Origin of the sequence: Lentzea xinjiangensis (assembly GCF_900110955.1) — a bacterium.
GTDB classification, from domain to species: domain Bacteria; phylum Actinomycetota; class Actinomycetes; order Mycobacteriales; family Pseudonocardiaceae; genus Lentzea; species Lentzea xinjiangensis.
Genome location: NZ_FOFR01000022.1, coordinates 22,300 through 44,981 on the forward strand (window position 1 = coordinate 22,300; position 22,682 = coordinate 44,981).

The window sequence follows — 22,682 nt, forward strand, 5'->3', positions numbered from 1 at the left end:
TCGGTCAGGTGCGGGCGCCGATGCCCGAGATCGCCCTGACCTCCATCTCCGCCGCGAGGTCCGCCTTGTCCGCCTCGGGCTTCGAGAGGACCGTGGCGAGGAACCCGCAGAGGAACGAGAACGGGATGGACACGAGCCCGGGGTTGCCCAGCGGGAACCACGCGAAGTCGAGGTCCGGGAAGATCGAGGTCTTGGCGCCGGACATCACCGGCGAGAACACGATCAGCAGCAGGCACGAGCCGAGGCCGCCGTAGATGCTCCACAGCGTGCCGGTGGTGTTGAAGCGCCGCCAGAAGATCGTGTAGAGGATCGTCGACAGGTTCGCCGAGGCGGCGAGGGCCAGCGCGAGCGAGACGAGGAACGCGACGTTCTGCCCGTTCGCCGCGATGCCGCCGAGGATCGACAGCACGCCGACCACGACGGCGGTCAGCCGCGCGACCCGGATCTCCCTGCGCGGCTCGACGTTGCCGCGCTTGATCACGTTCGCGTACACGTCGTGCGCGAACGAGGCCGACGCCGCCAGCGTGAGGCCCGCGACGACCGCGAGGATCGTGGCGAACGCCACGGCGGACACGATGCCCAGCAGGACCGCGCCACCGATGCGGAACGCGAGCAGCGGCGCGGCGGAGTTCTCGCCGCCCGGTGCCGCGGCGATGGTGTCGGTGCCGACCAGCGCCATCGCGCCGAAGCCGATGACCAGCGTGCAGAGGTAGAAGATGACCATCGTCCAGGTCGCCCACACGACCGAACGACGGGCCTCGGAGGCGTTCGGCACGGTGTAGAAGCGCATCAGCACGTGCGGCAGCGACGCGATGCCGAGCACCAGCGACAGCGCCAGCGAGACGAAGTCCAGTTTGGACATCGCGCTGAACCCGTACTTCGCACCGGGGTCGAGGACGGCCTCGCCGAGCTTGTTGTTCTCGGTGGCCTGCTGCATGATCGCCGACAGGCTGAAGCCGAACTTGCCCAGCAGGAAGACGCTCATCAGCGTCACGCAGAGCAGCAGCAGGACGGCCTTGATGATCTGCACCCAGGTGGTGCCCTTCATGCCGCCCACCAGCACGTAGAGCACCATGACCATGCCGACCACCGCGATCAGCAGCGCCTGTCCCCACTTCGAGGACACGTTGAGCAGCAACGCGATCAGGCCGCCGGCGCCGGCCATCTGCGCGATCATGTAGAAGAACGAGATCACCAGCGTGGCGTTCGCCGCGGCCGCGCGGACCGGGCGCTGCTTCATCCGGAACGCCAGCACGTCGCCGACGGTGAAGCGGCCGGTGTTGCGCAGGCCCTCCGCGATCAGCAGCAGGCCGACGAGCCACGCGACGACCCAGCCGACGGAGTAGAGGAAGCCGTCGTAGCCGTGCGCCGCGATGCCGCCGGAGATGCCGAGGAACGACGCGGCGGACAGGAAGTCACCGGAGAGCGCCACACCGTTCTGGGCGCCGGTGAACGAGCTGCCGGCGGCGTAGTAGTCCGACGCCGTGACGTTGCGGCTGCTGACGCGGTAGACGATGTAGAGGGTGATCAGGACGAAGACCGCGAAGACGCTGAGGTTCAGCACCGGGTTGCCGGTGGTGGGCATGCCTTACTCCTCGACGCCCGTCTTCTCGGCGAGCAATTTGCGCTGCGGGTCCAGTCGTCGCTTTGCGTAACGGGAGTAGCCGAGCGTGATGATGATCGAAGTCACAAACTGTCCGAGGCCCAGCAGGATCCCGAGGTTGATCACACCGATCACCTTGGTGCTGACGAAGTCTTTCGCGTACGCGGACAGCAGCACGAAGGTGAGGTAGGACGACAGGAAAAGCGCCGTCATCGGGAAGATGAACGACGTGAGCCGGCGGCGGAGAGTGCGGAATTCGTCGGTCTGCCGAATCAGCTCGAAGTTCGGGTTGCCGTTCGAATCGACGTACGACAAAGCCTCGGGGTCGTCGAACGACGCGAAACCCCGGATTTCCCGGTACTCGTGCTGAGCTTCGCCAGGCGACCTCATCGCCTTGGTCATGTACCCCTGCCCCTCGTGTGCGGCGCCCACTGTAGCGCCCCCATGTGTGCAGTCAACGAGTCTCACGCGCGTGAAACGGGCCAAACCGGACCAACCCGGACCGAACTCGGGCACTGCATTCGTCTCAAATGGTGTGACCCGGGCGGTGTGGCAGTAGATCGGCTGTGAGTTGCGTCGTGTGCAACGGTGAACGCAGGTCCAGACCGTTGTCGCACGTGTACGCCTGGCCTAGGATCGGCCGGTCCGCGTTTTTGGTGACGGTTGGGGATAAAGTGGGGTTCTTAGCGCGCGAGCGTCAGGTCGCGCCTCCCGGATGGAACCGCTGGCTCGTTCCGCCCGCGGCGCTGGCGATTCATCTCTCCATTGGCCAGGCCTACGCCTGGAGCGTCTTCAAGACGCCGCTGGAGAAATCACTGGGCATCACGGGAACGCAGTCGGCGCTGCCCTTCCAGCTCGGCATCGTGATGCTCGGCCTCTCGGCCGCGGTGCTCGGCACGACCGTGGAGCGCAGGGGCCCGCGGTGGGCGATGCTCATGTCGCTCGTCTGCTTCTGCTCCGGTCTGCTGATCTCGGCGCTCGGCGTCTGGGCCGGTCAGTACTGGGTCGTCGTCCTCGGGTACGGCCTGGTCGGCGGCATCGGTCTCGGCATCGGCTACATCTCGCCGGTGTCCACGCTGATCAAGTGGTTCCCCGACCGGCCGGGCATGGCGACCGGCATCGCGATCATGGGCTTCGGCGGTGGCGCGCTGATCGCCTCCCCGTGGTCGACCTCGATGCTCAACGCGTTCGGCAGCACCTCCACCTCGGGCATCGGCAAGGCGTTCCTGGTCCACGGCATCGCCTACGCGGTCTTCATGAGCCTGGGCGTGCTGCTGATCCGCCTGCCCTCCAAGGAGTTCGAGGCGCAGAAGGCCGCGCTGGCCAAGGACCGGCCGCGCGCCTCCGTCGCGTTCAACGTCTCCGCCAACAACGCGATCAAGACGCCGCAGTTCTGGCTGCTCTGGGTCGTGCTGTGCTTCAACGTCACCGCGGGCATCGGCATCCTCGAGAAGGCCGCGCCGATGCTCGTCGACTTCTTCAAGGAGTCCTCGACGCCGGTCGCCGCGACGGCAGCCACCGGTTTCGTGGCGCTGCTCTCCGCGGCGAACATGGCCGGCCGCTTCATCTGGTCGTCCACTTCGGACCTGGTGGGCCGCAAGAACATCTACCGGCTCTACCTCGGCGTAGGCGCGCTGCTCTACCTGGTGCTGCTGACCTTCGGCGCGACCAGCACCCCGCTGTTCGTGATCGCGGCGATGGTCATCCTGTCGTTCTACGGCGCCGGCTTCGCGACCGTTCCCGCCTACCTGCGCGACCTGTTCGGCACCTACCAGGTCGGCGCGATCCACGGCCGCCTGCTGACCGCGTGGTCGGTGGCGGGCGTGCTCGGGCCGCTGATCGTCAACGCCATCGCGGACGCGGGCAAGAAGGCCGGGCACGTCGGCCCGGACTTGTACGCCACGTCGTTCTACATCATGATCTCGTTGCTGGTCGTCGGTTTCGTCGCGAACGAGTTGATCCGCCCGGTCAACCCGAAGTTCCACGAGCCGAAGGCCGCTGACGAGGTCACCGAACCCGAGCCGGACGACGAGGCGACGGTCGCCAGGTGGAACGAGGCCGAGGCGGCGGAGGCCGCAGGCAGGCAGGACTCGGCCGCGAACGAGGAGTCGGAAGGCGTGGTGCGGAAGTGAGCTCGCCCCAAGAAGGAAGTTCGTACCGCTTGTTGCTGGTCGGCGCGTGGCTGTGGGTCGGCATCCCGCTCGCCTACGGCCTGTACCGGCTGTTCCTGAACGCGGCCAAGCTCTTCGTCTGATGTTCAACGCGCTCGTCAACTGGCGCAACTGGCGCCTGCCGGTCAAGCTCGCCGCGATGCTGATCGTTCCGGTCACCATCGCGGTGGGTGCCGGCGTTCTGCAGATCCAGTCGTACGTGGACCGTGCCGAGTCGTACGCGGAGTTCCAGCGGCTGGTCAAGGTCCGCGCCGCGCTGATCCCCGTCATCGAGGGGGTGCAGGAGGAACGGCGGATCGTCGCCGAGGGCGGCGGCGCCAAGGCCCTCGCCGAACGGGCGCGTCTCACCGACGAGGCACGTGACGAGCTGCGCGGACAGATGGGCAAGACCTCGTTCAGCGACGTCATGAAGGCCCGCGTGGACGAGGTAGGCACCCAGATCGGCGGTCTGCCCTCGTTGCGCGAGCGGCCCGGCGACGTGCCGGGCGTGCTCGCCGGGTACACCGCGCTCGCCGACTCGATGCTCGACGTGGACGAGGTGCTCGCCAGCGAGTTCGGCGACGCCGTGCTCGCCCGCACGGCGATGGGCATGCACCACGCGCTGCACGTGCAGGAGGAGGTCCTGTACCAGCAGGCCGTGGTCCTGGCGGGGCTCGCCCGCGGCCAGCTCACGACGGCCGAGGTGCGCGCCCTGGTCGAGTCGAACGTCAAGCTCGGCTACATCGCGAACCAGTTCGCCGCCCTCGCGACCCCCGGCCAGCTCGACTCGTACTGGAAGACGAAGTTCAACGGCCCGGACATCGAGGCGCACCGCAAGATGCTGGCCGCCGCGATGCTGCACCCGGCCTCGGACGCCCCGGGAGCGACCAGGCCCAGGCCGCTGCCGATCACGACGGCCGAGTGGAGCGACGCCTCCGGCGCGGTCGCGACGTCGATGGACGCCGTGGTGCGCGGTCTGCAGGAGGACCTGCTCGACACCGCGAACCGCCTGCGCGACGAGACCAGCGACCAGGCGGGCACCGCGTCGGTGATCCTCTTCGCCAGCCTCATCCTGGCCGCCACCATCGGGTTCGTCGTCGGCCGCTACCTGCTGCGGTCCCTGAACGCCCTGCGCCGCTCCGCGCTCGACGTGGCGTGGGAGAAGCTGCCCGAGATGGTCGCGACCGGCCGCGGCAGCCGGGAGGTCGAGCCGGTGCCGGTCGACACGACCGAGGAGTTCGGCCAGGTGGCGCGCGCGTTCGACGCGGTGCACCAGCAGGCCGTGAAGTCGGTCATCGAGCAGGCCGCCATGCGCGCGAACATGCGCAACATCTTCGTGAACCTCTCGCGGCGCAGCCAGAGCCTCGTCGAGCGCCAGCTCAAGCTGATGGAGGACCTCGAGAAGTACGAGGAGGACCCCGACCAGCTCGCGAACCTCTTCAAGCTCGACCACCTCGCCACCCGCATGCGCCGCAACAACGAGAACCTGATGGTGCTCTCCGGCGGAGAGGTGGCGCGCCGCTTCCACAAGCCGATCCCGCTCACCGACGTGCTGCGCGCGGCGGCGGCGGAGATCGAGCAGTACCAGCGGGTGATGGTGCACACGGCACCGAACGCCGAGGTCGTCGGGTACGTGGCGAGCGACCTCGTCCGCCTGCTGGCCGAGCTGCTGGACAACGCGACGGCGTTCTCGCCGCCGCACAGCCAGGTCTCGATCAGCGCGACGATCGAGGCGGGCGACATCGTGCAGATCGACGTGGTCGACCACGGCATCGGCATCGACCCCGAGGCGCTGACCGTCGTGAACGAGCGCCTCGCGGCCGCCGGCGAGGGCGCGGACGTCCAGGTGTTCCGCGAGATGGGCCTCTTCGTCGTCGGCAGGCTCGCCGCGCGTCACCAGATCGTCGTAAGGCTTGATTCCCAGCAGGGCAAGGGGACTCGCGCGATCGTGTTGGTTCCGGCGGAACTGGCCCCACGACGGGAGGAGTCCTGGGAGTCTTTCCGGGGGGAGGCGATCGAGCAGCGGCCGACGTCGTGGTTCCAGCAGCCGGCGCCCGCCACCGCACCAGCGCCTCCCAGCGCACGTCTGACGCCGGAGTCGGCTCGGGGTTTCCTCGACGCCTTCCAGCGCGGTGTGCAGCGAGGCCTTCCCGACCACCAGGAGAGTCGATGAGCACGCAGGTGGACCAGTTCGGCTGGCTGGTCACCAACTTCGCCGAACGCACACCCGGTATCGAGCACGCCGTGGTGATCTCGGCAGACGGGTTGGTGCTGGTCTCGTCGTCGAAGTTGCCCGGCCACGTCGCCCCGCAGTTCGCGGCCATCGTGGCGGGCGTCGTCTCGCTCGCGGAGTCGGCGTCGCAGTGCTTCGCCGGCGAGGCGGTCGTGCGCACCGTGGTGCAGATGGACCGCGGTGTGATGCTGCTGTCGTCGATCAGCGACGGCTCGGTCCTCGCGGTGCTGGCGTCGTCCGCGTGCGACGTCGCGCAGGTGGCCTACGAGATGACGGTGGTCGTGCGGCAGGTGGGCCAGCTGCTCACACCCGAGCTGCGGGCAGAGCTGGCATGAGCCGGGAGTCGGACGACCAGGTCAACTTCGGCGATCTGATCAGCGGTTTCAGCTTCGACAGCGAACGGATCCGCAAGCGCGGCAAGAAGAAGCCCCAGCGCGTCGCGGAGCCGCTGCCGGAGCCGGACCCGTACGCCACGCTGTCCTTCGAACCGGTGCCGCCGCTGCCGTCCGTCGAGACGTCGATCGAGACGTCGTCGTCGATCGTCCGCGCCTACGCGTGGACCGGTGGCCGCACCACCTCCGAGGTGCACCTGGAGATCGAGACCCTGGTGTCGGTGAACGAGCGCTCGGCCACCGCCGTGCGTCCGGAGCACCGGGACGTGCTGGCGCTGTGCCACTCGCCGCGCTCGGTGGCGGAGGTCGCCGCCCTGCGCGGGCTGCCGCTGGGCGTCACCAAGGTGCTCCTCGGTGACATGGCGGCGCACGGGCTGATCGACGTGCACCGGACCGCGTCGTCCTACGGCGCGGACCGGCCGGACGAGGCGTTGCTGGAGCGGGTGCTGGCGGGACTTCGCCGACTCTGAGTGCGCATCCCCGGACGCTGCTACGGTCGAGATCACATCCGGGGAGGTGCACGTGGAGTTCCAGGACGTCGTCCGCCGCAGGCGCATGGTGCGCAAGTTCACCGGCGAGCCGGTCAGCGACGAGAGCATCCAGCGGATCATGCGCAACGCCGTGCGGGGCCCGTCCGCCGGGTTCTCGCAGGGGCAGGGTTTCCTCGTGCTGCAGGGCGAGTCGCTCCGGCGGCTCACCGAGATGTTCGAGTGGTGGGGCGGGGAGGACGCCAAGACCGCGCCGGTCGTGGTCATCCCGTTCTCCGCCAAGGAGGTCTACCTCGACCGGTACGCGCAGGCCGACAAGGGCTGGACGGATCGCAGCGAGGACCACTGGCCCGTGCCGTACTGGGACATCGACACCGGCATGGCGGCGTTGCTGATCCTGCAGACGGCGGTGGACGAGGGCCTCGGCGCGGTGTTCTTCGGCACGGACAAGGACAGGTGGCCCGAGCTGCGCGCGGCGTTCGGCGTGCCGGACATGTACGTGCCGATCGGCATGATCGCGATCGGGCACCCCGCGGAGGAGGGCATCTCCGAGGGCGCCTCACCGCGCACGCGCAAGCGCTTGCCGTTCGACGAGGTGGTGCACTGGGGTCAGTGGAGGTGAGGTCGTTCGGCCTGCTCGGGCCGTTGGACGTGGTGCTCGACGGGCGCCGCGTCCACATCCCGCCGGGCAAGCGGAGGGTGGTGCTCGCCGCCCTGCTGCTGCGGCCGGGCCAGGTCGTCGGCGTCGACGAGCTGGTGGAGCTGGCCGGCGGGTCGCGCAACGCCCTGCAGACCACGGTCGGGCGGTTGCGCGACGTCCTGCCGGGGCTGGTGCGGACGGAGCCGGGCGGCTACCTGCTCGACGTGCGGCCCGACGAGGTCGACGTGCACCGGTTCGGCCGGCTGGAACCGCGCGAGGCGCTGGCCCTCTGGCGCGGCCGCCCGTTCGCGGACATCGGCAGCGACGCGCTCGAACGCGACCACGTGCCGGCGTTGACCGAGAAGTACCTCACAACCCTGGAAGCGCGGATCGAGAACGACCTCCGCGCCGGCCGGCACGAGCAGCTCGTCGCGGAGCTGCGCTCGCTCACCCGGCAGCACCCGGTCCGGGAACGGATGTGGGCGCAGCTCGTCGTGGCGCTGCACCGCTGCGGCCGGCAGGCGGAGGCGCTGCGGGCCTACGACGACATCCGCGGCCGGCTCGCCGAGGAGCTGGGCATCGATCCCGGCAAGGACCTCCAGCAGGCGCACCGGCAGGTGCTGACGGCCGACAACCGCCCGCGGGCGCGCAACGACCTCCCCGGTGACATCCCCGACTTCGCGGGCCGGGCCGGTGACCTGGACGAGGTCCTCGCCGCCGTGCCGTCCGGCTGCGTCGCGATCACCGCGATCGACGGCATGGCGGGCATCGGCAAGACCACCCTCGCCGTCCGCGCCGCGCACCGGCTCGCGGCCCGCTTCCCGGACGCGCAACTGTTCGTGGACCTGCACTCGCACACCGCGGGCGTCGAACCGCGCACCCCCGCGGACGCGCTGCTCGCGTTGCTGACCGCGCTCGGCGTGCCCGCGCAGGACGTCCCGGACGGCCTGGACGCCCGCGCGGCGAGGTGGCGGGCGGAGATGGCCCACCGCAGGGCGCTCGTGGTGCTCGACAACGCGGGCAGCGCCGCCCAGGTCCGGCCGCTGCTGCCCGGAACGGGACTGGTGCTGGTCACCAGCAGGCGCCGGCTCGTCGACCTCGACGCCGCGCACACGATCTCGCTCGACGTGCTGTCCGAAGCGGACGCGCTGGAACTGCTCGCGAGCACCGCCGGTCCCGCGAAGGTGGACCGGGACCGCGAGTCCGCGCGCGAGGTGGTGCGGCTCTGCGGCTACCTGCCGCTGGCCGTCCGCATCGTCGGCGCCCGCTGGCGCACCCGCCCGGCCTGGTCCGCGCGGGAGGTGGCCCGCCGCCTCACCGAGCAGCGGCTGACGGAGCTGACCGCGGGAGAACGCAGCGTGGCGGGCGCGTTCGCGTTGTCCTACCGGCAGCTCACGCCCGGCCAGCAACGCCTGTTCCGCCGGCTCGGCCCGCACACCGGCGAGGACTGGGACGCCCACCTCGCGGCGGCGGTGATCGGCTCCACGCGGGCGGAGGCGGAACGGCTCCTGGACGAGCTGCTCGACGTGCACCTGGTGCAGCAGAAGGAGAACGGCCGCTACCGGTGCCACGACCTCCTGGCCGAGCACGCGAAAGCGAGCGTCGAGCCGGAGGAGGCGGAGGAGGCCGTGCTGCGCATCCTCGACTTCTACCTGCACACCGCGAGCACCGCGGAGTCGCGGATGGCGCCGGGCGGGCCGCCGCTCACCTCGGCCGTGCGGTACCCGCCGCCCGACCCGCCACCGCTCGCGAACGTCCGGCAGGCGATGGCGTGGTTCGACGCCGAACGCGCCAACCTCAGGGCCGCCGTGTACCTGGCGGCCTACCGCGGCCACTACGCGCACGCCTGGCAGCTACCGCACCGCCTGGCGGCGTTCCACCTGCTGCGCGGCTTCGGCCGCGAACGCATCGAGCTGCAGAACGTCGCGCTCGCCGCCACGCACCAGCTCGGTGACCTGAAGGCCCGCGCGGAAGCGTTGCGGGGACTGGGTTCGGCGTACCTGTCCCGGCGGGACGCCGAGCCGGTCGGGCACCTGCGGGAAGCACTCGACCTGATGCGGCAGATCGGCGACGTGCGGGGAGAAGCGTCCGTCCTCTCGCTGTTCGGCATCATCGCGCGGGAAGGCGGCCGCCTGGACGAGGCGCAGCGGTACTTCGAACGAGCCGTCGAGCTGGTCCGGAGCGTGGGAGCGCCGACCCAGGAGGCGTACGCGCTGCACCACCTCGGTCTCACGCACGTGCTGCGAGGGCAGAACGACGAAGCGTTGGCACATCTCACCTCGGCGCTCGCACTCGGCGAGGAGCACGACGACATCGCGCGGATCGCACTCGCGTTGCAGGACCTCGGATTCGTGCACTTCTTCCTGTTCAACGACGACGAGTGCGCCGACCACCTGGAGCGGTCGCTGCCGGTCTTCCGGGAGCGCGGCGACTGGCGCGGTGAGGCGCTCGCGCGAGCGGACTTCACCTACGCGGCCCTCGAGGCCGGCAGGCCGGACAAGGCGCTGGAGCTCGCGTGCGTGGCGGTGGAGCTGTGCCGGACCGGCATGGGGCTCGAGGACGACGACGAGGTGCTCAGGGCGATGGAGGCGGTCGAGGACCACGTCGGGGAACTGGAGCTGTCGTCGACGCTGGCCATCCGCGCGGAGCTGGAGGGGCGGCTCACCGAGGCCGTGCGGTACGCCGAGTGGTGCCTGCGGGCGATCAAGCGCGCCAGGCGCGACTGGATGGGCGACCGCGTGCTGGGCCAGCTCTGCCGGCTGCACCTGGCGCTGGGCGACCGCGAGACCGCCGTGCGGTGCGGCGAGGAGGCGGTGCGCGTCGCCGAGCGCCTGAACCAGCCCAGGGCCGTGGCCGTGGCGGAGCGCAACCTCGCTAGAGCGACAGCCCCAGCACCACGAGCGTGACCACCCCCGCCGCCAGCACGGCGAAGGCCACCCACTGCGCGATCCTGTCCCCGGTCCTGCGCATCTCCTGCTCCCCTCGGTGGTGGTGCCACCGAGGGTCCCGAGGACCACCCACACGTCGTCCCCACCGCGATCACACGATTCACGGGAAAGCCGGTCCGTATCTTGCGCGGGTATTGCTCCAAGCGAGTGCTTGGCGGGTTCGCAAGATTCCGTTAGGGTCGCATTCGCGAGCAATTGGCGGGGCGGGTGTCGTTACCGGAAAACACCCGAAAATTGATCGAAAATTAGCCGCTCGTTCGATTATCGCGACAATGCTGCGCTGTCCGGGTGACGCCTTCCACGGCAGGACCAGCCGTCGCTCACCCAGCGGGACGGTGGTGACCGGGGCGTGTGCGCGCAGTGGTGCGGTGGCGGCCAAAAGGGGCTTGCGAGTCGTGCGAGGCGGACCAGTCTTGTCTAATGGCATCGCCGGGGCCCGCCCGGCGGGCGGTGGCCTCGACCAGGGGGTGGAACGCACCATGGGTGGTGTCCCGACATTTCCCCGCGGCAGGCCACTGACGTGGGCGGACCTGGAGGCGATGCCTGATGACGGGCACCGTTTCGAACTCGTCGACGGGGTGCTGGTCGTGAGCCCCTCGCCCCGTCCCGTCCACCAGCGCGTCGTCGCCCGGCTCCTGGTGGCGCTGACGGCTGCCTGCCCGCCGGAGCTCGAGGTCCTCCCCGCTCCGGTCGACGTGGTGCTCGCCGACGACACGGTCTTCATCCCCGATCTGGTGGTGGGCCGGCGCGAGCAGTTCACGAGGCAGGCGCACATGGGGCCGCCGGTGCTGGCGGTCGAGGTCCTGTCGCCGCGGACGCGGCACGTGGACCTGGAGCTCAAACGGGCGAAGTTCCAGGAAGTCGGCTGCGAGAACTACTGGATGATCGACTACGACGGACCCTGGCTGCGCTGCCTGCACCTCGAGAACGGGGCGTACGCGGAGCAGGCGCGGTCCGACGCCGACGAGATCATCGAACTGCAATTCCCGTTTCCGGTGAAGCTCAGCGCGCAGTCGCTGGTGCGCTGAGTGCTCGCCGGCCAAGGCGGACTGATCCGATCGGGCGACACCGCTGCACCCCGGTGTAGATCGGGTGCCGCCGTCTGGCGCCCCCGTGCGGCGGGCTGGTTGCGTGCACCGAGTCACGTCCACCGCGCGGAGGTCCCACACCCATGCAGCCGTTCCAGCTGCCGGAGTTCTACACGCCCCACCCGGCCCGGCTGAACCCGGACCTCGACCGCGCCCGCGTCCACACCCGCGCCTGGGCGCGCGAGATGGACATGGTCGACGTGCCGCAGCACGGCACGGTGATCTGGACCGGGGACGACCTCGAGTCGCACGACTACGCGCTGCTCTGCGCGTACACCCATCCCGACTGCGACGGCGCGACGCTCGACCTGGTCACCGACTGGTACGTGTGGGTCTTCTACTTCGACGACCACTTCGTCGAGCTGTACAAGCGCGACCCGGACATCAGGGGCGCGCAGGCCTACCTCGACCGGTTGCCGCTGTTCATGCCGGTCGACGGCGTCATCACGGCGAAGCCGGCGAACCCGGTCGAGAAGGGTCTCGCCGACCTCTGGCGCCGCACGGTGCCCGCGCACTCGCACGACTGGCGGCAGCGGTTCGCCGCCAACACCCGGCACCTGCTCGACGAGTCGATGTGGGAGCTGCACAACATCAGTGCGAAGAGGCTCGCCAATCCGATCGAGTACGTCGAGATGCGCCGCAAGGTCGGTGGCGCGCCCTGGTCGGCGAACCTGGTCGAGCACGCCGTGGGCCTCGAGGTGCCGGCCTCGATCGCGCTCAGCAGGCCGATCGGCGTGCTGCGCGACACCTTCAGCGACGCCGTGCACCTGCGCAACGACCTGTTCTCCTACGAGCGCGAGGTGCTCGACGAGGGCGAGTTGTCCAACAGCGTCCTCGTGTTCGAGGAGTTCCTGGGCATCGGCACCCAGGAGGCCGCCGAGACGGTCAACGACCTGCTGACGTCCCGGCTGCACCAGTTCGAGCACACGGCCCTCACCGAGGTTCCGGTCCTGCTCGACGAGCACACCGTCGACCCCACGGGCCGCGCGGCCGTGCTGGGCTACGTCAAGGGCCTGCAGGACTGGCAGGCGGGCGGGCACGAGTGGCACCTGCGGTCGTCGCGCTACATGAACAAGGGCGCCCCGCTCGGCATGTCCGCGGCGAACGTCCTCGGTTCCCCCGCGAGGACCATGCCGCAACGGCTCAGGCAGTTCTCCGGCACGCCGAAGGTCGTCGAGCCGTACGCGCTGCCGGACTTCGCCACGCCGTTCCGGCTGACCCTGAGCCCGCACCTGGACCGGGCCAGGGACGAGGTCGTCGCGTGGAGCGTCGAGCAGGGCCTCACCGCCGAGGGCGTCTGGGACGAGCGGAAGGTGCGCGGGTTCGACCTCCCGCTCTGCTCGGCCGGCATCGACCCGGACGCGACGCCGCAGGAGCTGTTCCTGTCCGGCTGCTGGCTCGCGTGGGGCACGTACGCCGACGACGTCTACCCGCTCTGGTACGGCCACACCCGCAACCTCGCCGGGGTGAAGGCGCAGACGGCCCGGCTCAAGGCCTGCATGCCGCTGGACCTGGTGCGGACCGTCGTGCCGGTCAACGCCACCGAGCGCGCGCTGGCCGACCTGTGGCAGCGGACGGCGGCGCCCATGACGCCTGCTTTCCGCGCCACCTTCCGGGAAACCGTCGACGCGATGCTCGACGCGTGGGTCTGGGAGGTGGTCAACATGCACTTCAACCGGATCCCGGACCCGGTCGACTACATCGAGATGCGGCGCAGCACGTTCGGTTCCGAGCTCACGATGTCCCTGTCGCGCTTCTCGCACTCCGCGACGGTGCCGCCGGAGCTGTGGGGAACAAGGGTCGTGCAGGTCATGGAGAGGTCGGCCATGGACTACTGCACGATGCTCAACGACGTGGTCTCCTACAAGAAGGAGATCCAGCACGAGGGCGAAGTGCACAACGTGGTCCGGGTGGTCGAGAACTTCCTCGGCGTCCCGCAGGCCCGCGCTTTCGAGATCACCCTCGCGTTGATGGACGCCCGCCTCGGCCAGTTCACCAGGGCGGTGGCGACCGACCTGCCGAAGCTCTTCGACGACCTCTCCCTGGACGCCGGGGCGCGGGCGGGGCTCACCCGCTACGCCGCGGAGCTGGAGGACTGGATCGCCGGGATCGCCCACTGGCACGTGGAAACCAGCCGCTACCGGGAACTACCGGCGTTCAGCCCGGGCCCGTCGGGGATCGGCACGTCGGCGCTGCGGCTCACATCCCGAGCTTCGCGCTGAGCCACGCGCGGGTCGCGTCCCGGTAGTCCTCCGCGTTCCGGTGCAGGGCGAGGGAATGCCCCGCACCGGGCAGGACGTAGGTCTCCAGTTGCGCCTCCGGCCCGTAGTACGGGGCCTCCTGGGAGCGCAGGCTCGAGGCGTTCGAGCAGTCGCGCACCGCGAGCAGGCCGCAGAACAGGACGTCGTCCGTGCCGACGGCCTGGAACACCGGCACGTCGATGCCGCGCGTCGTCGGCAGCACGATGCCGAACACGGCCACGGTTCCCATGCCCGGCACGGAAACCTGGTCCTTGGCCGCCTCGTCCGCGGCCACCACGGCCTGCTCGGCGCCGTCCGGGGAGTAGAACAACCCGGCCCGCGCGCCCGGCCGCGTCGTGAAGTAGAGCGGGTCGCTGCCGAGCCTCGCCAGCGCGTCGTCGAGGAACACCGGCTGGAGTCCCAGTGCGGCACCGAGAGCGAGCACCGGGACGGCGGGCAGGTGCGTGATGCCGGACAGGACCACGCCGTCCACGTCGCGGTAGGTCGCGGCCTCCGCCGCCACGATGCCCGACCCGACGGAGTGCCCGACGGTGACGACCTTCTCGTACGCCGTGCCGCCGATCCGTCCGGCGCGCAGGTGCTGCACCACCTCGTGCAGCGACCGCGCCTCCGCGGAGATCAGCAGCGGCAGGCTGGGCGGGCGGGTCGACGCTCCGGCGCCGAGCCGGTCCACGGCGAACGTCGCCCGGCCCTCGCGCGCCATGTTCCGCTGGTAGGAATAGGACTCCGGCACGCCGGGCAGGTCCCAGTACGCGCGGTTGTACGTGCCGCCGTGCACCAGCAGCTGGATCGACCCCGGGTTCGCGCCCACCGGTGTGCAGAGCTGGCCCGAGACGGTCGCCGGGCCGGTCGGCCCGGACACCGGGACCGCGGTGATCGCGCAGTCGGCGCCGGAGGCGTGCGCGGCGGGCGCCGTGGCCGAGAACGCCAGCACCGCGACGAGGACGGGGAGCAGTTTCACGCTGGTGGCTTCCTACTCGTGGCGCGGTCTTCGCGCCCCGTGCGGTGAGCGGGTGGCCGCCAGCAGGTGTGCCGGTGGGGGACCGAGGAAGACTCCGGCCGCGTCGTCACCGGCGGACGACGAGGACGAGAGCTCGACCGGCGACCGGGCATCGCGACGGCCGACACTCGCACCACCCTCTCCTGACCCCGGACAACTTAGGGGCGCCACGCCGGTGGGGCGAGCAGGAACACTCGATCGGATGTCGATCCGTTCGGCTGTTGCGGTGATCACAAGTACTCTCGGTGCGTGAGCAGCGGCGTCGATGGGGTGCCACCCGGTGTCGACACGTCGGTGCCCTCACCGGCGCGGGTGTACGACTACTGGCTCGGTGGCGGTCACAACTTCGCCTCCAACCGCGCGCTGGGCGAGCGGATCCTGCGGATCATGCCCGGGGTGCGGGACGCGGCGCGGCTCAACAGGTCGTTCCTGCGCAGGGCCGCGCTGTTCATGGTGGAGCGCGGCGTGCGGCAGTTCCTCGACATCGGCTCCGGCATCCCCACGGTCGGCAACCTGCACGAGGTCGTGCAGGCGGAGGCGCCCGGCTGCCGGGTCGTCTACGTCGACCGGGACGCGGTGGCGGTCGCGCACAGGGAGCTGCTGCTGGCGGGCAACCGCGACACCGCCGTGGTGCAGGCGGACCTGCGCGACCTCGACGCGATCTTCGCCGGCCCGGCCGGCGGCCTCCTCGACCTCGACCGGCCCGTCGGGCTGTTCATGCTGCTGGTGCTGCACTTCGTCCCGGACGGGTGGGACCCGGCGGCGATCGTCGCCGGGTACCGGGACAGGCTCGCTCCCGGCAGCTACCTCGCGGTGTCGCACACGTCGGCCGAGGCGAAGCCCGCCGGCATGGCCGAGGCGGTGCGGGCCTACAACGACAGCAGCGCCGGGAACCAGGCCTTCCCGCGCACCCGCGACGAGGTGCTGGCGTTCTTCGACGGGTTCGACCTGGTGGAGCCCGGCCTGGTCGGCTGCCCGTCGTGGCGGCCGGACGACGCGGGCGACTTCGCGGCGAACCCGGAGATCAACGAGGTCCCGTTCGCGGGGGTCGCCGTCAAACCCTGACGGCGCGTGGTCAGCGGACGGTCAGCACCGGCGAGCACCTTGTGGTCACCGACTCACAAGGGGGAACGACCTCATGAAGAACGTCCTGATCTCCGGTGCCGGCATCGGCGGCCTCGCACTCGCGCACTGGTTGCGCCGCAACGGCTTCGCCGTGACCGTGGTGGAGTGGGCGCGCGGTCTGCGGCCCGGCGGCCAAGCCGTCGACGTGCGCGGTCCCGCGCTGGAGGTCGTCGAGCGCATGGGGCTCGGCGACCGGCTGCGGTCGCTCAGCACGAACATGCGCGGCATGACCGTGGTCGACGCCGACGGCAACGAGCTGTTCAGCTCCACCACGCACACCCTCAGCGGCGGTGACCTCGCCAGTCCCGACGTCGAGCTGTTGCGCGACGACCTCGCCCGGCTGCTCTTCGACGCCACCGACGGCGTGGAGCACCTGTTCGACGACACGATCACGTCGATCGACGGCACCCGTGTCACGTTCGGGAAGGCGGCGCCGCGCGACTTCGACGTCATCGTCGGCGCGGACGGCCTGCACTCGAACGTCCGCGAGCTCGTCTTCGGGCCGGAGTCGCGGTTCCTGCACCACCTCGGCACGAACCTCGCCGTCTTCACCGCGCCGAACTTCCTGGGGCTGGACCACTGGCAGACCTTCCAGCAGGGCGGGCTCGTCGGCGGCGGTGTCATGAGCGCCCGCGCGAACTCGGAATGCCGCGTCTACCTGGGTTTCACCGGCGAGGTCGCGGTCGGCCACCGCGACGTCGACGCCCAAAGGCGGCTGGTCGCCGAGAAGTTCGCCGACGCCGGGTGGGTGTGGCCGACCGCGCTCGAGCACATGTGGGAGGCGCCGGACTTCCACTTCGACTCGATGAGCCAGATCCGGATGGACGGCTGGTCGCGCGGCAACGTGGTGCTGCTGGGCGACGCGGGCTACTGCGGTTCGCCGTTGTCCGGCCAGGGCACCAGCGTGGCGCTGGTCGGCGCGTACGTGCTGGCCGGTGAGCTGGCGGCGAACCCAGGCACCGCTTTCGCGCGCTACGAGGAGGTCCTGCGGCCGTACGTGACGGCCAACCAGGACCTGGCGCTGCGGAACCAGGAGAACGGCGGGCAGCCGACCGAGGAGTTCGCGAACGTCGTGAGCTCCCTGCCGCTCCCCGCCTACTGACGCAGCTCCCCGACCGCGTCGAGGACCTCGTCCTGGTCGATCACGGCGCCGGTGAACCGCACCACCGCCGTGATCCCCTTGGCGTCGAGGTGCCGCCAGTCGGTGAAGCTCAGCCCTTCCAGCGCTGCTCCGACCTCGGGGTCGACGTCGTGCCACGGCTCGTCCAGGACCTCCCGAGCGTCGACCAGGTGACCGTCGCGGGCGAACGACAGGCGCGTCAGCCGGTTGACGTTCCAGAAGTGGCTGGCCGCCCTCCCGCCGCGCGACAGGCGTTCCAGGACCTCCGGCTGGGATCCCCGGTAGTCGTTCAGCTCCACGACGAGCACGCCGCCGTCGGCCTCCAGGGCGATGGCGTCCTCGTCGAACTCGTCCACCACGTCGTCCACGGCGGCGTTCGTGACGACCGTGACGGTCGCCGCCACCCCGAGCTCGGCGGCGAGCCGGCGGTGCGGTGCCTCCGGCCGCACGACCACCGGCGGCGCGGGCTCGCCGCGCAGCAGGTGGCCGACGCGGTCGGTCTTCTTGAGCACCGACGCCTCCGCGGCGGGGGCCGGCCAGATCGTGAGCTCGTAGCGTTCGTCGTCCTCGTCCCGGCCGCTCGCGCAGACCCGCGCCCGGAACTCGCCGGGCCAGGGCGCGGTGGCGCCGTGGCCGAGCCTCGCGTCGCCGTTCACCGCCGTGTAGCTGATCTCGACGACCTCGTCCCACATCTCCGGCCGCAGTTCCCGTGGTGCCTCCAGCAGGACGTTCACCGCCACCGGGACCTGCCCCGAGGCGATCCCCGTGCGCACCGCGAACCCGGTGCCGACCGGGGCGGCCAGGCCGGTCGCGGTGAAGTCGGGCCTGGTCAGGCTGAGCTCCTCCACCAGCAGGAACTCGTGGTCGAACACGGGCACGTGCGTGTGCCAGGAGCCGCCGCGGTACTCCGCGCGCCGCTTCTCCAGCAACGCCCGCTCGTACGCGGGTGGCATCGGGACCTCCGGCAGGACCTCCGCCGTCACGCCGAGCGCGATCCCGATGACCGCGGCCACGTCCTTCGCCACCGGCGTGCCGACGGCGTTCAGGACGGCCCTGCTCACCGCGACCGCGACGGCGAGGTGTGCCGCGCCGCGCCGGGCGGCGATGGCGGCCTCGTCGCCCGTGACGGCAGTGAGGTCGGGGAGGTCGGGGAGCAACGCGCGCACGTGGCCGAGGACCAGGTCGGAGACACCTCGGTGCGTCGCTTCCACGAGGGTCATCGGCGTCGTCATCGCGCTTTGGCCGCTGGCTTCGAGGTAGGAGAAGAAACCGCTCTGACCCGTCCGCGGCAGTGGCGCGACGAGCTCGTCCGGCGCGGTCAGGTCGAGACGCGCCACACCGAGTTCCAGTGCGCCGAGCAACCGTTCCGCGGTCAGACCCGGCAGCTCGCGCAGCGCCTGCTGCGCGACCGGCCCGCTCCGGAAGTCGTCCTGCCTCCTGCGCGCGACGTGCCTGCCCAGCACCGCCGCCGGTTCCGCGGGGACGAGCGCCTCGATCGACGGCGCGGCGTCCCTGATCATCTTCGTGAATTCCCCCATCGCGCCATTCTGCCCGGCCGGGCGCGGCGGGTGCTCCGCCACCGTTTTCACACGTCGGGGGAGCGGTGAATTGGCTCAGACCATTGACGTGACTGGGAGGGGTGGCCACGCTGGGGGGCAGGGTCGCCGCCCCGAGCTGTGAGGAGGAGTCGTGAGAGCTCGTGTTCTCGCCGCGGTCATCGCTGTCACAGCGGCCTTGTCCGTGAGCGCGCAGTCGCAAGCCGCGGAACCGCTGCGGAGCCTGGTGCCCGCCCCGGTGTCGGCTCAGGCCAGAACCGGTGTGACGCACACGCTGACGGCCACCACGAAGATCTACGCGGCCCCCGCCGCGAAGGACGTCGGCACCTTCCTGGCCGGCGTCCTGCGACCCTCCACCGGCTACCCGCTGCCGGTCCTGGACGCGACCGGCACCCCCGCCGACGGCATCTCGTTGCTGCTCTCGGGCGCGCCGGCTTCTGCCGGTCAGCAGGGCTACCAGCTCGACGTGGCCGCCAACGCCGTCGTGCTGCGCGCCGCCACGCCGGAAGGCCTGTTCGCGGGCGTGCAGACGCTGCGGCAGTTGCTGCCCGCCGCGGTCGAGAGCACGACCGTGCAGCCCGGCCCGTGGACCGTGCCCGGTGCCCTGATCGTCGACCACCCGCGGTTCGCCTACCGCGGCGCGATGCTCGACGTGGCCCGCCACTTCCACCCGGTCTCCGCGGTCAAGCGCTACATCGACCAGCTGGCGCTCTACAAGATCAACTACTTCCACCTGCACCTGACCGACGACCAGGGCTGGCGGATCGTGATCGACAGCTGGCCGCGCCTCGCGACCCACGGCGGCAGCACGCAGGTCGGCGGTGGTCCCGGTGGCTACTACACCAAGGCGCAGTACAGCGAGATCGTGCAGTACGCGGCGGCCCGCAAGATCACGGTGGTCCCCGAGGTCGACCTGCCCGGCCACACCAACGCCGCGCTGGCCTCGTACGCGGAGCTCAACTGCGACGGGCAGGCCCCGCCGCTGCGCACGGACATCGAGGTCGGCTACTCCTCGCTGTGCGTGAACAAGGAGATCACCTACCGGTTCGTCGACGACGTGGTGCGCGAGATCGCGGCGCTCACCCCCGGCCCGTACTTCCACATCGGCGGCGACGAGGCCCATTCGACCTCCGACGCCGACTACCAGACGTTCATGGACCGCACCCTGCCGATCGTGAAGAAGTACGGCAAGACCGTGCTCGGCTGGCACGAGTTCGTGAAGACCACGACCGACACCACCGCCATCCCGCAGTACTGGGGCACCGCGACGTCCAACGCGACGGTGCAGGCGGCGGCGGCGCGCGGCGGCAAGGTCATCATGTCGCCCGCGAACAAGGCGTACCTGGACCAGAAGTACGACGCCAGCACGCCGCTCGGCCTGTCGTGGGCCGGGTTCATCGAGGTGCAGGACGCCTACAACTGGAACCCCGGCACGCACCTGAGCGGTGTCCCGGAGTCCGCGGTCCTCGGCCTCGAAGCTCCACTGTGGACTGAGACGCTGGTGACCTCGCGCGACATCGAGTTCATGGCGTTCCCGAGGCTCGCCGTGCACGCCGAGCTCGGCTGGTCGCCCTGGTCGGCCCACAACTGGGATGAGTTCAAGGTGCGGCTGGGCGACCAGGCCCCGCGCTGGACGACCATGGGCATCAACTTCTACAGGTCGCCGCAGGTCCCGTGGAACTCGGGCGGCCCGGCACCCGGCCCGTGCCCGCAGCCGGCGTGGGAGCGCTCGAAGGTCTACACCGGCGGCAACGTGGTCTCGCACAACGGCCACAAGTGGAGCGCGCAGTGGTGGACGCAGGGTGAGGAGCCCGGCACCACCGGTCAGTGGGGCGTCTGGCGCGACGGCGGAGTTTGCTGAGTTCTTCTGGGTACTCCGTGCGCATGACAGATCCGGAAGTAGCCGAGGAGTTCGCCGAAGAGGCGGGTGTCGACCCGACACCCCAGGAGGTCGACCAGTACCGCGAGATGACGCAACCGGGCCAGTGGCGCGCCGACGAGAAGATGGAGCCGGGTGGCGCGCCCGCACCGCAGGACGGGGAGGACCCGACCGGCGGTTCCGGCGCATGATCGGTGCGGGCGAGTAACCCTCGCCCGCGCCGGGTACCACGATGTGGTGAATGCCCGAGTTGCCGTGTTTGCCCCGTCCCCCCAGCTGACCGTCACCGTCGAAGAGCTCGACGGAGAGCCCGACGTGCACCTGCACGCGGGTGGCCAGGGTTTCTGGCAGTCCAGGATGATCGCCGCGCTCGGTGTCGAAGCGGTCGTGTGCGCGACGTTCGGCGGCGAGACCGGCCGCGTCCTGCGCACGCTGCTGGAAGGAGAGCACGTCGACCTGCGCGCGCGGGACGTCGCCGCACGCAATGGCGCCTACGTGCACGACCGCCGTGACGGCAGCCGTTCCGAGATGGTCGAGATGCTGCCGGACGCGTTGTCCCGCCACGAGCTCGACGACGTGTACGAGATGGCGCTGGTCGAAGGCATCCGCGCGGGCACAGCCGTGCTCAGCGGACCGTCCGACGACCGGGTTCTGCCCCATGACACCTACTTCCGCCTCACGTCCGACCTGACCGGCAACGGCTGCCGCGTGATCGTCGACCTCGCCGGTGACCGGCTCGCCGAAGCGGTCAGGGGTGGCCCGCACGTCGTGAAGGTGAGCCACGAGGAACTGGGCGAGGAAGAGGTGCCCAAGCTCGTGGAGAAGTGCCGGGAAATCGCGGAATCGGCCGTGCACGGCGTGGTGGTCTCACGTGCCGATGAGCCCGCATTGGCGCTGATCGAGGACAAGTTGTACTTCGTTCGAATGCCCCAGTTGCAGCCCGTCGACACGCGCGGCGCCGGCGACTCGATGACCGCGGGGATTTCAGCGGGCCTCGCGCTGGGTATGTCGTTGGAGGACGCGGTGAAGCTCGGCGCGGCCGCCGGTGCGGTCAACGTGACGCGGCACGGCCTCGGCAGTGGCGGGGGAGATGCCGTGCGCGAGCTGAGCAAACGCGTGGAACTGGAGCCGATCGAGGAATGAGCGGATGCGCGCGCTGATCACGAACGACGACGGAATCGACTCACCCGGCCTCGCCACCCTGGCGCGCGCCGCTCTCGACAGCGGGCTCGACGTGGTGATCGCGGCGCCGTCCACGCAGGCCAGCGGCACCAGCGCCTCGGTGGCGGCGGTCGGTGACACCGGCCGGGTGGTCAGCGAGCGCCGCTCGCTGCCGGGGCTCGACGTGGAGGCCTACGCGGTGGCCGCGCATCCGGGCCTGATCTCGCTGATCGCGTGCCGCGGCGGCTTCGGCGGCAAGCCGGACGTCCTGCTGTCCGGCATCAACCTCGGTGCGAACGTGGGCCGCGCCGTCCTGCACTCCGGCACCGTCGGTGCCGCGCTGACCGCGCACCTCAACGACATCACGTCCATGGCGGTCTCGCTCGACGTGGGGTTGGACGGCCCCGAACCGCTGTGGGACAAGGCGGGCGAGGCGGTGCGCGTCGTGCTGCCGGTGCTGCAGGAGATGCCGGCGGCCTCGGTGCTGTCGCTGAACGTGCCCAACCGCGCCGAGGTGCGCGGCCTCCGCTGGGCCGAGCTCGCGCGCTTCGGCACCGTGCAGAGCCGCGTGGACGAGGTCGGCGAGAACGAGGTCGAGCTCGTCGCCGTGTACTCGGAGGACTCCCCGGCCCCCGGCACGGACGCGGCGCTGCTGGCCGACGGCTACGCGACGCTGACGGCGTTGCGCTCGGTCGACCGCGACACTAGCGCCGAACGGCCTTTGCCGGCTTGGTCAGCGTGATCACCAGGCCCATCACCGCCATCCGCACCCCGAGGAACGCCTCGGTCGTCATGTCGTTGAGCGAGCACACGACCGTGCCGAAGCAGATCAGGAGGAGAAGGCCGTACATGCGCGCGTGGTCGAGCCGCCACGCCATCAGCACGCCGAGCGCGCCTACGCCGATCTGGACGACGTGGTAGTGGGGGTCGAGCCCGAACACGTCGAACCAGCCGAACGCGAGCTGCACCACGCCGACGGTGAGGGTCAGGAACTGCGGCCTCGTGAACTGCACCCGGTTGTCCAACGTGGCCATGATC

Annotated in this window: 19 protein-coding genes and 1 pseudogene; 15 read left to right on the forward strand and 5 right to left on the reverse strand. The window is 70.6% G+C overall.

Annotated features, from left to right (window positions below; genetic code table 11):
* Positions 1-4 precede the first annotated feature (4 nt).
* Both BMW88_RS33485 and BMW88_RS33490 read right to left on the reverse strand, forming a co-directional pair.
* Positions 5-1,585, reverse strand: coding sequence for a solute symporter family protein (locus BMW88_RS33485; protein ID WP_089958818.1), 1,581 nt, complete (start codon positions 1,583-1,585; stop codon positions 5-7).
* 3 nt (positions 1,586-1,588) lie between these two features.
* Entirely contained in the window at positions 1,589-2,005 is a 417-nt protein-coding gene (locus tag BMW88_RS33490) for a DUF485 domain-containing protein (RefSeq protein WP_089958821.1), read from the reverse strand.
* Between the two features lie 272 nt (positions 2,006-2,277).
* Between BMW88_RS33490 and BMW88_RS33495 the strand changes: the two are divergent.
* The 9 genes and pseudogenes from BMW88_RS33495 to BMW88_RS33530 form a co-directional block, all read left to right on the forward strand.
* A pseudogene (locus tag BMW88_RS33495) lies at positions 2,278-3,597 on the forward strand (OFA family MFS transporter); the annotation flags it as partial.
* Between the two features lie 134 nt (positions 3,598-3,731).
* Positions 3,732-3,857, forward strand: a complete 126-nt coding sequence (locus BMW88_RS44160) for an MFS transporter small subunit (RefSeq protein WP_281249485.1) — start codon at positions 3,732-3,734, stop codon at positions 3,855-3,857.
* Positions 3,857-5,926, forward strand: a complete 2,070-nt coding sequence (locus tag BMW88_RS33500) for a sensor histidine kinase (protein WP_089958825.1) — start codon at positions 3,857-3,859, stop codon at positions 5,924-5,926. The genes BMW88_RS44160 and BMW88_RS33500 overlap by 1 nt, the downstream gene beginning before the upstream one ends.
* Positions 5,923-6,321 (forward strand): roadblock/LC7 domain-containing protein, encoded by a 399-nt coding sequence (locus BMW88_RS33505; RefSeq protein ID WP_089958827.1) that lies wholly within the window; start codon positions 5,923-5,925, stop codon positions 6,319-6,321. The genes BMW88_RS33500 and BMW88_RS33505 overlap by 4 nt, the downstream gene beginning before the upstream one ends.
* On the forward strand, positions 6,318-6,848 hold the full coding sequence (locus BMW88_RS33510; protein WP_089958830.1) for a DUF742 domain-containing protein: 531 nt from the start codon (positions 6,318-6,320) through the stop codon (positions 6,846-6,848). Before BMW88_RS33505 ends, BMW88_RS33510 begins: the two co-directional genes overlap by 4 nt.
* Before the next feature lie 52 nt (positions 6,849-6,900).
* Positions 6,901-7,488, forward strand: a complete 588-nt coding sequence (locus BMW88_RS33515) for a nitroreductase family protein (RefSeq protein ID WP_089958833.1) — start codon at positions 6,901-6,903, stop codon at positions 7,486-7,488.
* Positions 7,485-10,412: an AfsR/SARP family transcriptional regulator gene (locus tag BMW88_RS33520; protein WP_177221543.1), complete on the forward strand. Its 2,928-nt coding sequence runs from the start codon at positions 7,485-7,487 to the stop codon at positions 10,410-10,412. Before BMW88_RS33515 ends, BMW88_RS33520 begins: the two co-directional genes overlap by 4 nt.
* 455 nt (positions 10,413-10,867) lie before the next feature.
* Positions 10,868-11,482, forward strand: coding sequence for a Uma2 family endonuclease (locus BMW88_RS33525; RefSeq protein ID WP_342715296.1), 615 nt, complete (start codon positions 10,868-10,870; stop codon positions 11,480-11,482).
* A 143-nt stretch (positions 11,483-11,625) separates the two neighbouring features.
* On the forward strand, positions 11,626-13,764 hold the full coding sequence (locus BMW88_RS33530; RefSeq protein WP_089958839.1) for a terpene synthase family protein: 2,139 nt from the start codon (positions 11,626-11,628) through the stop codon (positions 13,762-13,764).
* Here the strand turns inward: BMW88_RS33530 and BMW88_RS33535 are convergent.
* A complete protein-coding gene (locus tag BMW88_RS33535) occupies positions 13,742-14,764 on the reverse strand; it encodes an alpha/beta fold hydrolase (RefSeq protein WP_089958840.1) in 1,023 nt (340 codons plus the stop codon). The two genes, BMW88_RS33530 and BMW88_RS33535, sit on opposite strands and share 23 nt — an antisense overlap.
* 288 nt (positions 14,765-15,052) lie before the next feature.
* Here BMW88_RS33535 and BMW88_RS33540 point away from each other — a divergent pair, with 288 nt between their 5' ends.
* Both BMW88_RS33540 and BMW88_RS33545 read left to right on the forward strand, forming a co-directional pair.
* Positions 15,053-15,868, forward strand: a complete 816-nt coding sequence (locus BMW88_RS33540) for an SAM-dependent methyltransferase (RefSeq protein WP_089958843.1) — start codon at positions 15,053-15,055, stop codon at positions 15,866-15,868.
* Positions 15,869-15,941: 73 nt separating this feature from the next.
* Positions 15,942-17,030: an FAD-dependent monooxygenase gene (locus BMW88_RS33545; RefSeq protein ID WP_089958844.1), complete on the forward strand. Its 1,089-nt coding sequence runs from the start codon at positions 15,942-15,944 to the stop codon at positions 17,028-17,030.
* Here the strand turns inward: BMW88_RS33545 and BMW88_RS33550 are convergent.
* Positions 17,024-18,586, reverse strand: coding sequence for a DUF6461 domain-containing protein (locus BMW88_RS33550; protein WP_089958846.1), 1,563 nt, complete (start codon positions 18,584-18,586; stop codon positions 17,024-17,026). The genes BMW88_RS33545 and BMW88_RS33550 overlap by 7 nt on opposite strands.
* 151 nt (positions 18,587-18,737) lie before the next feature.
* Here BMW88_RS33550 and BMW88_RS33555 point away from each other — a divergent pair, with 151 nt between their 5' ends.
* The 4 genes from BMW88_RS33555 to surE all read left to right on the forward strand — a co-directional run bounded on the left by BMW88_RS33555 (position 18,738) and on the right by surE (position 22,386).
* On the forward strand, positions 18,738-20,465 hold the full coding sequence (locus tag BMW88_RS33555; RefSeq protein WP_089958848.1) for a family 20 glycosylhydrolase: 1,728 nt from the start codon (positions 18,738-18,740) through the stop codon (positions 20,463-20,465).
* 23 nt (positions 20,466-20,488) lie between these two features.
* Positions 20,489-20,674, forward strand: a complete 186-nt coding sequence (locus BMW88_RS33560) for a hypothetical protein (RefSeq protein WP_089958850.1) — start codon at positions 20,489-20,491, stop codon at positions 20,672-20,674.
* 64 nt (positions 20,675-20,738) lie between these two features.
* Positions 20,739-21,626 (forward strand): 1-phosphofructokinase family hexose kinase, encoded by an 888-nt coding sequence (locus BMW88_RS33565; protein WP_245778226.1) that lies wholly within the window; start codon positions 20,739-20,741, stop codon positions 21,624-21,626.
* Between the two features lie 4 nt (positions 21,627-21,630).
* A complete protein-coding gene (gene surE / locus BMW88_RS33570) occupies positions 21,631-22,386 on the forward strand; it encodes a 5'/3'-nucleotidase SurE (protein WP_089958853.1) in 756 nt (251 codons plus the stop codon).
* Here surE and BMW88_RS33575 read toward each other — a convergent pair.
* On the reverse strand, positions 22,349-22,678 hold the full coding sequence (locus BMW88_RS33575) for a hypothetical protein (protein ID WP_089958855.1): 330 nt from the start codon (positions 22,676-22,678) through the stop codon (positions 22,349-22,351). The two genes, surE and BMW88_RS33575, sit on opposite strands and share 38 nt — an antisense overlap.
* Positions 22,679-22,682: the final 4 nt, after the last annotated feature.

Bases quoted from the DNA above. Each gene is read 5' to 3' on its own strand.
- BMW88_RS33485 (WP_089958818.1), bottom strand. From the start codon at position 1,585: ATGCCCACCACCGGCAACCCGGTGCTGAACCTCAGCGTCTTCGCGGTC.
- BMW88_RS33490 (WP_089958821.1), bottom strand. From the start codon at position 2,005: ATGACCAAGGCGATGAGGTCGCCTGGCGAAGCTCAGCACGAGTACCGG.
- BMW88_RS33500 (WP_089958825.1), top strand. From the start codon at position 3,857: ATGTTCAACGCGCTCGTCAACTGGCGCAACTGGCGCCTGCCGGTCAAG.
- BMW88_RS33505 (WP_089958827.1), top strand. From the start codon at position 5,923: ATGAGCACGCAGGTGGACCAGTTCGGCTGGCTGGTCACCAACTTCGCC.
- BMW88_RS33510 (WP_089958830.1), top strand. From the start codon at position 6,318: ATGAGCCGGGAGTCGGACGACCAGGTCAACTTCGGCGATCTGATCAGC.
- BMW88_RS33530 (WP_089958839.1), top strand. From the start codon at position 11,626: ATGCAGCCGTTCCAGCTGCCGGAGTTCTACACGCCCCACCCGGCCCGG.
- BMW88_RS33545 (WP_089958844.1), top strand. From the start codon at position 15,942: ATGAAGAACGTCCTGATCTCCGGTGCCGGCATCGGCGGCCTCGCACTC.
- BMW88_RS33550 (WP_089958846.1), bottom strand. From the start codon at position 18,586: ATGGGGGAATTCACGAAGATGATCAGGGACGCCGCGCCGTCGATCGAG.
- BMW88_RS33560 (WP_089958850.1), top strand. From the start codon at position 20,489: ATGACAGATCCGGAAGTAGCCGAGGAGTTCGCCGAAGAGGCGGGTGTC.
- surE (WP_089958853.1), top strand. From the start codon at position 21,631: ATGCGCGCGCTGATCACGAACGACGACGGAATCGACTCACCCGGCCTC.
- BMW88_RS33575 (WP_089958855.1), bottom strand. From the start codon at position 22,678: ATGGCCACGTTGGACAACCGGGTGCAGTTCACGAGGCCGCAGTTCCTG.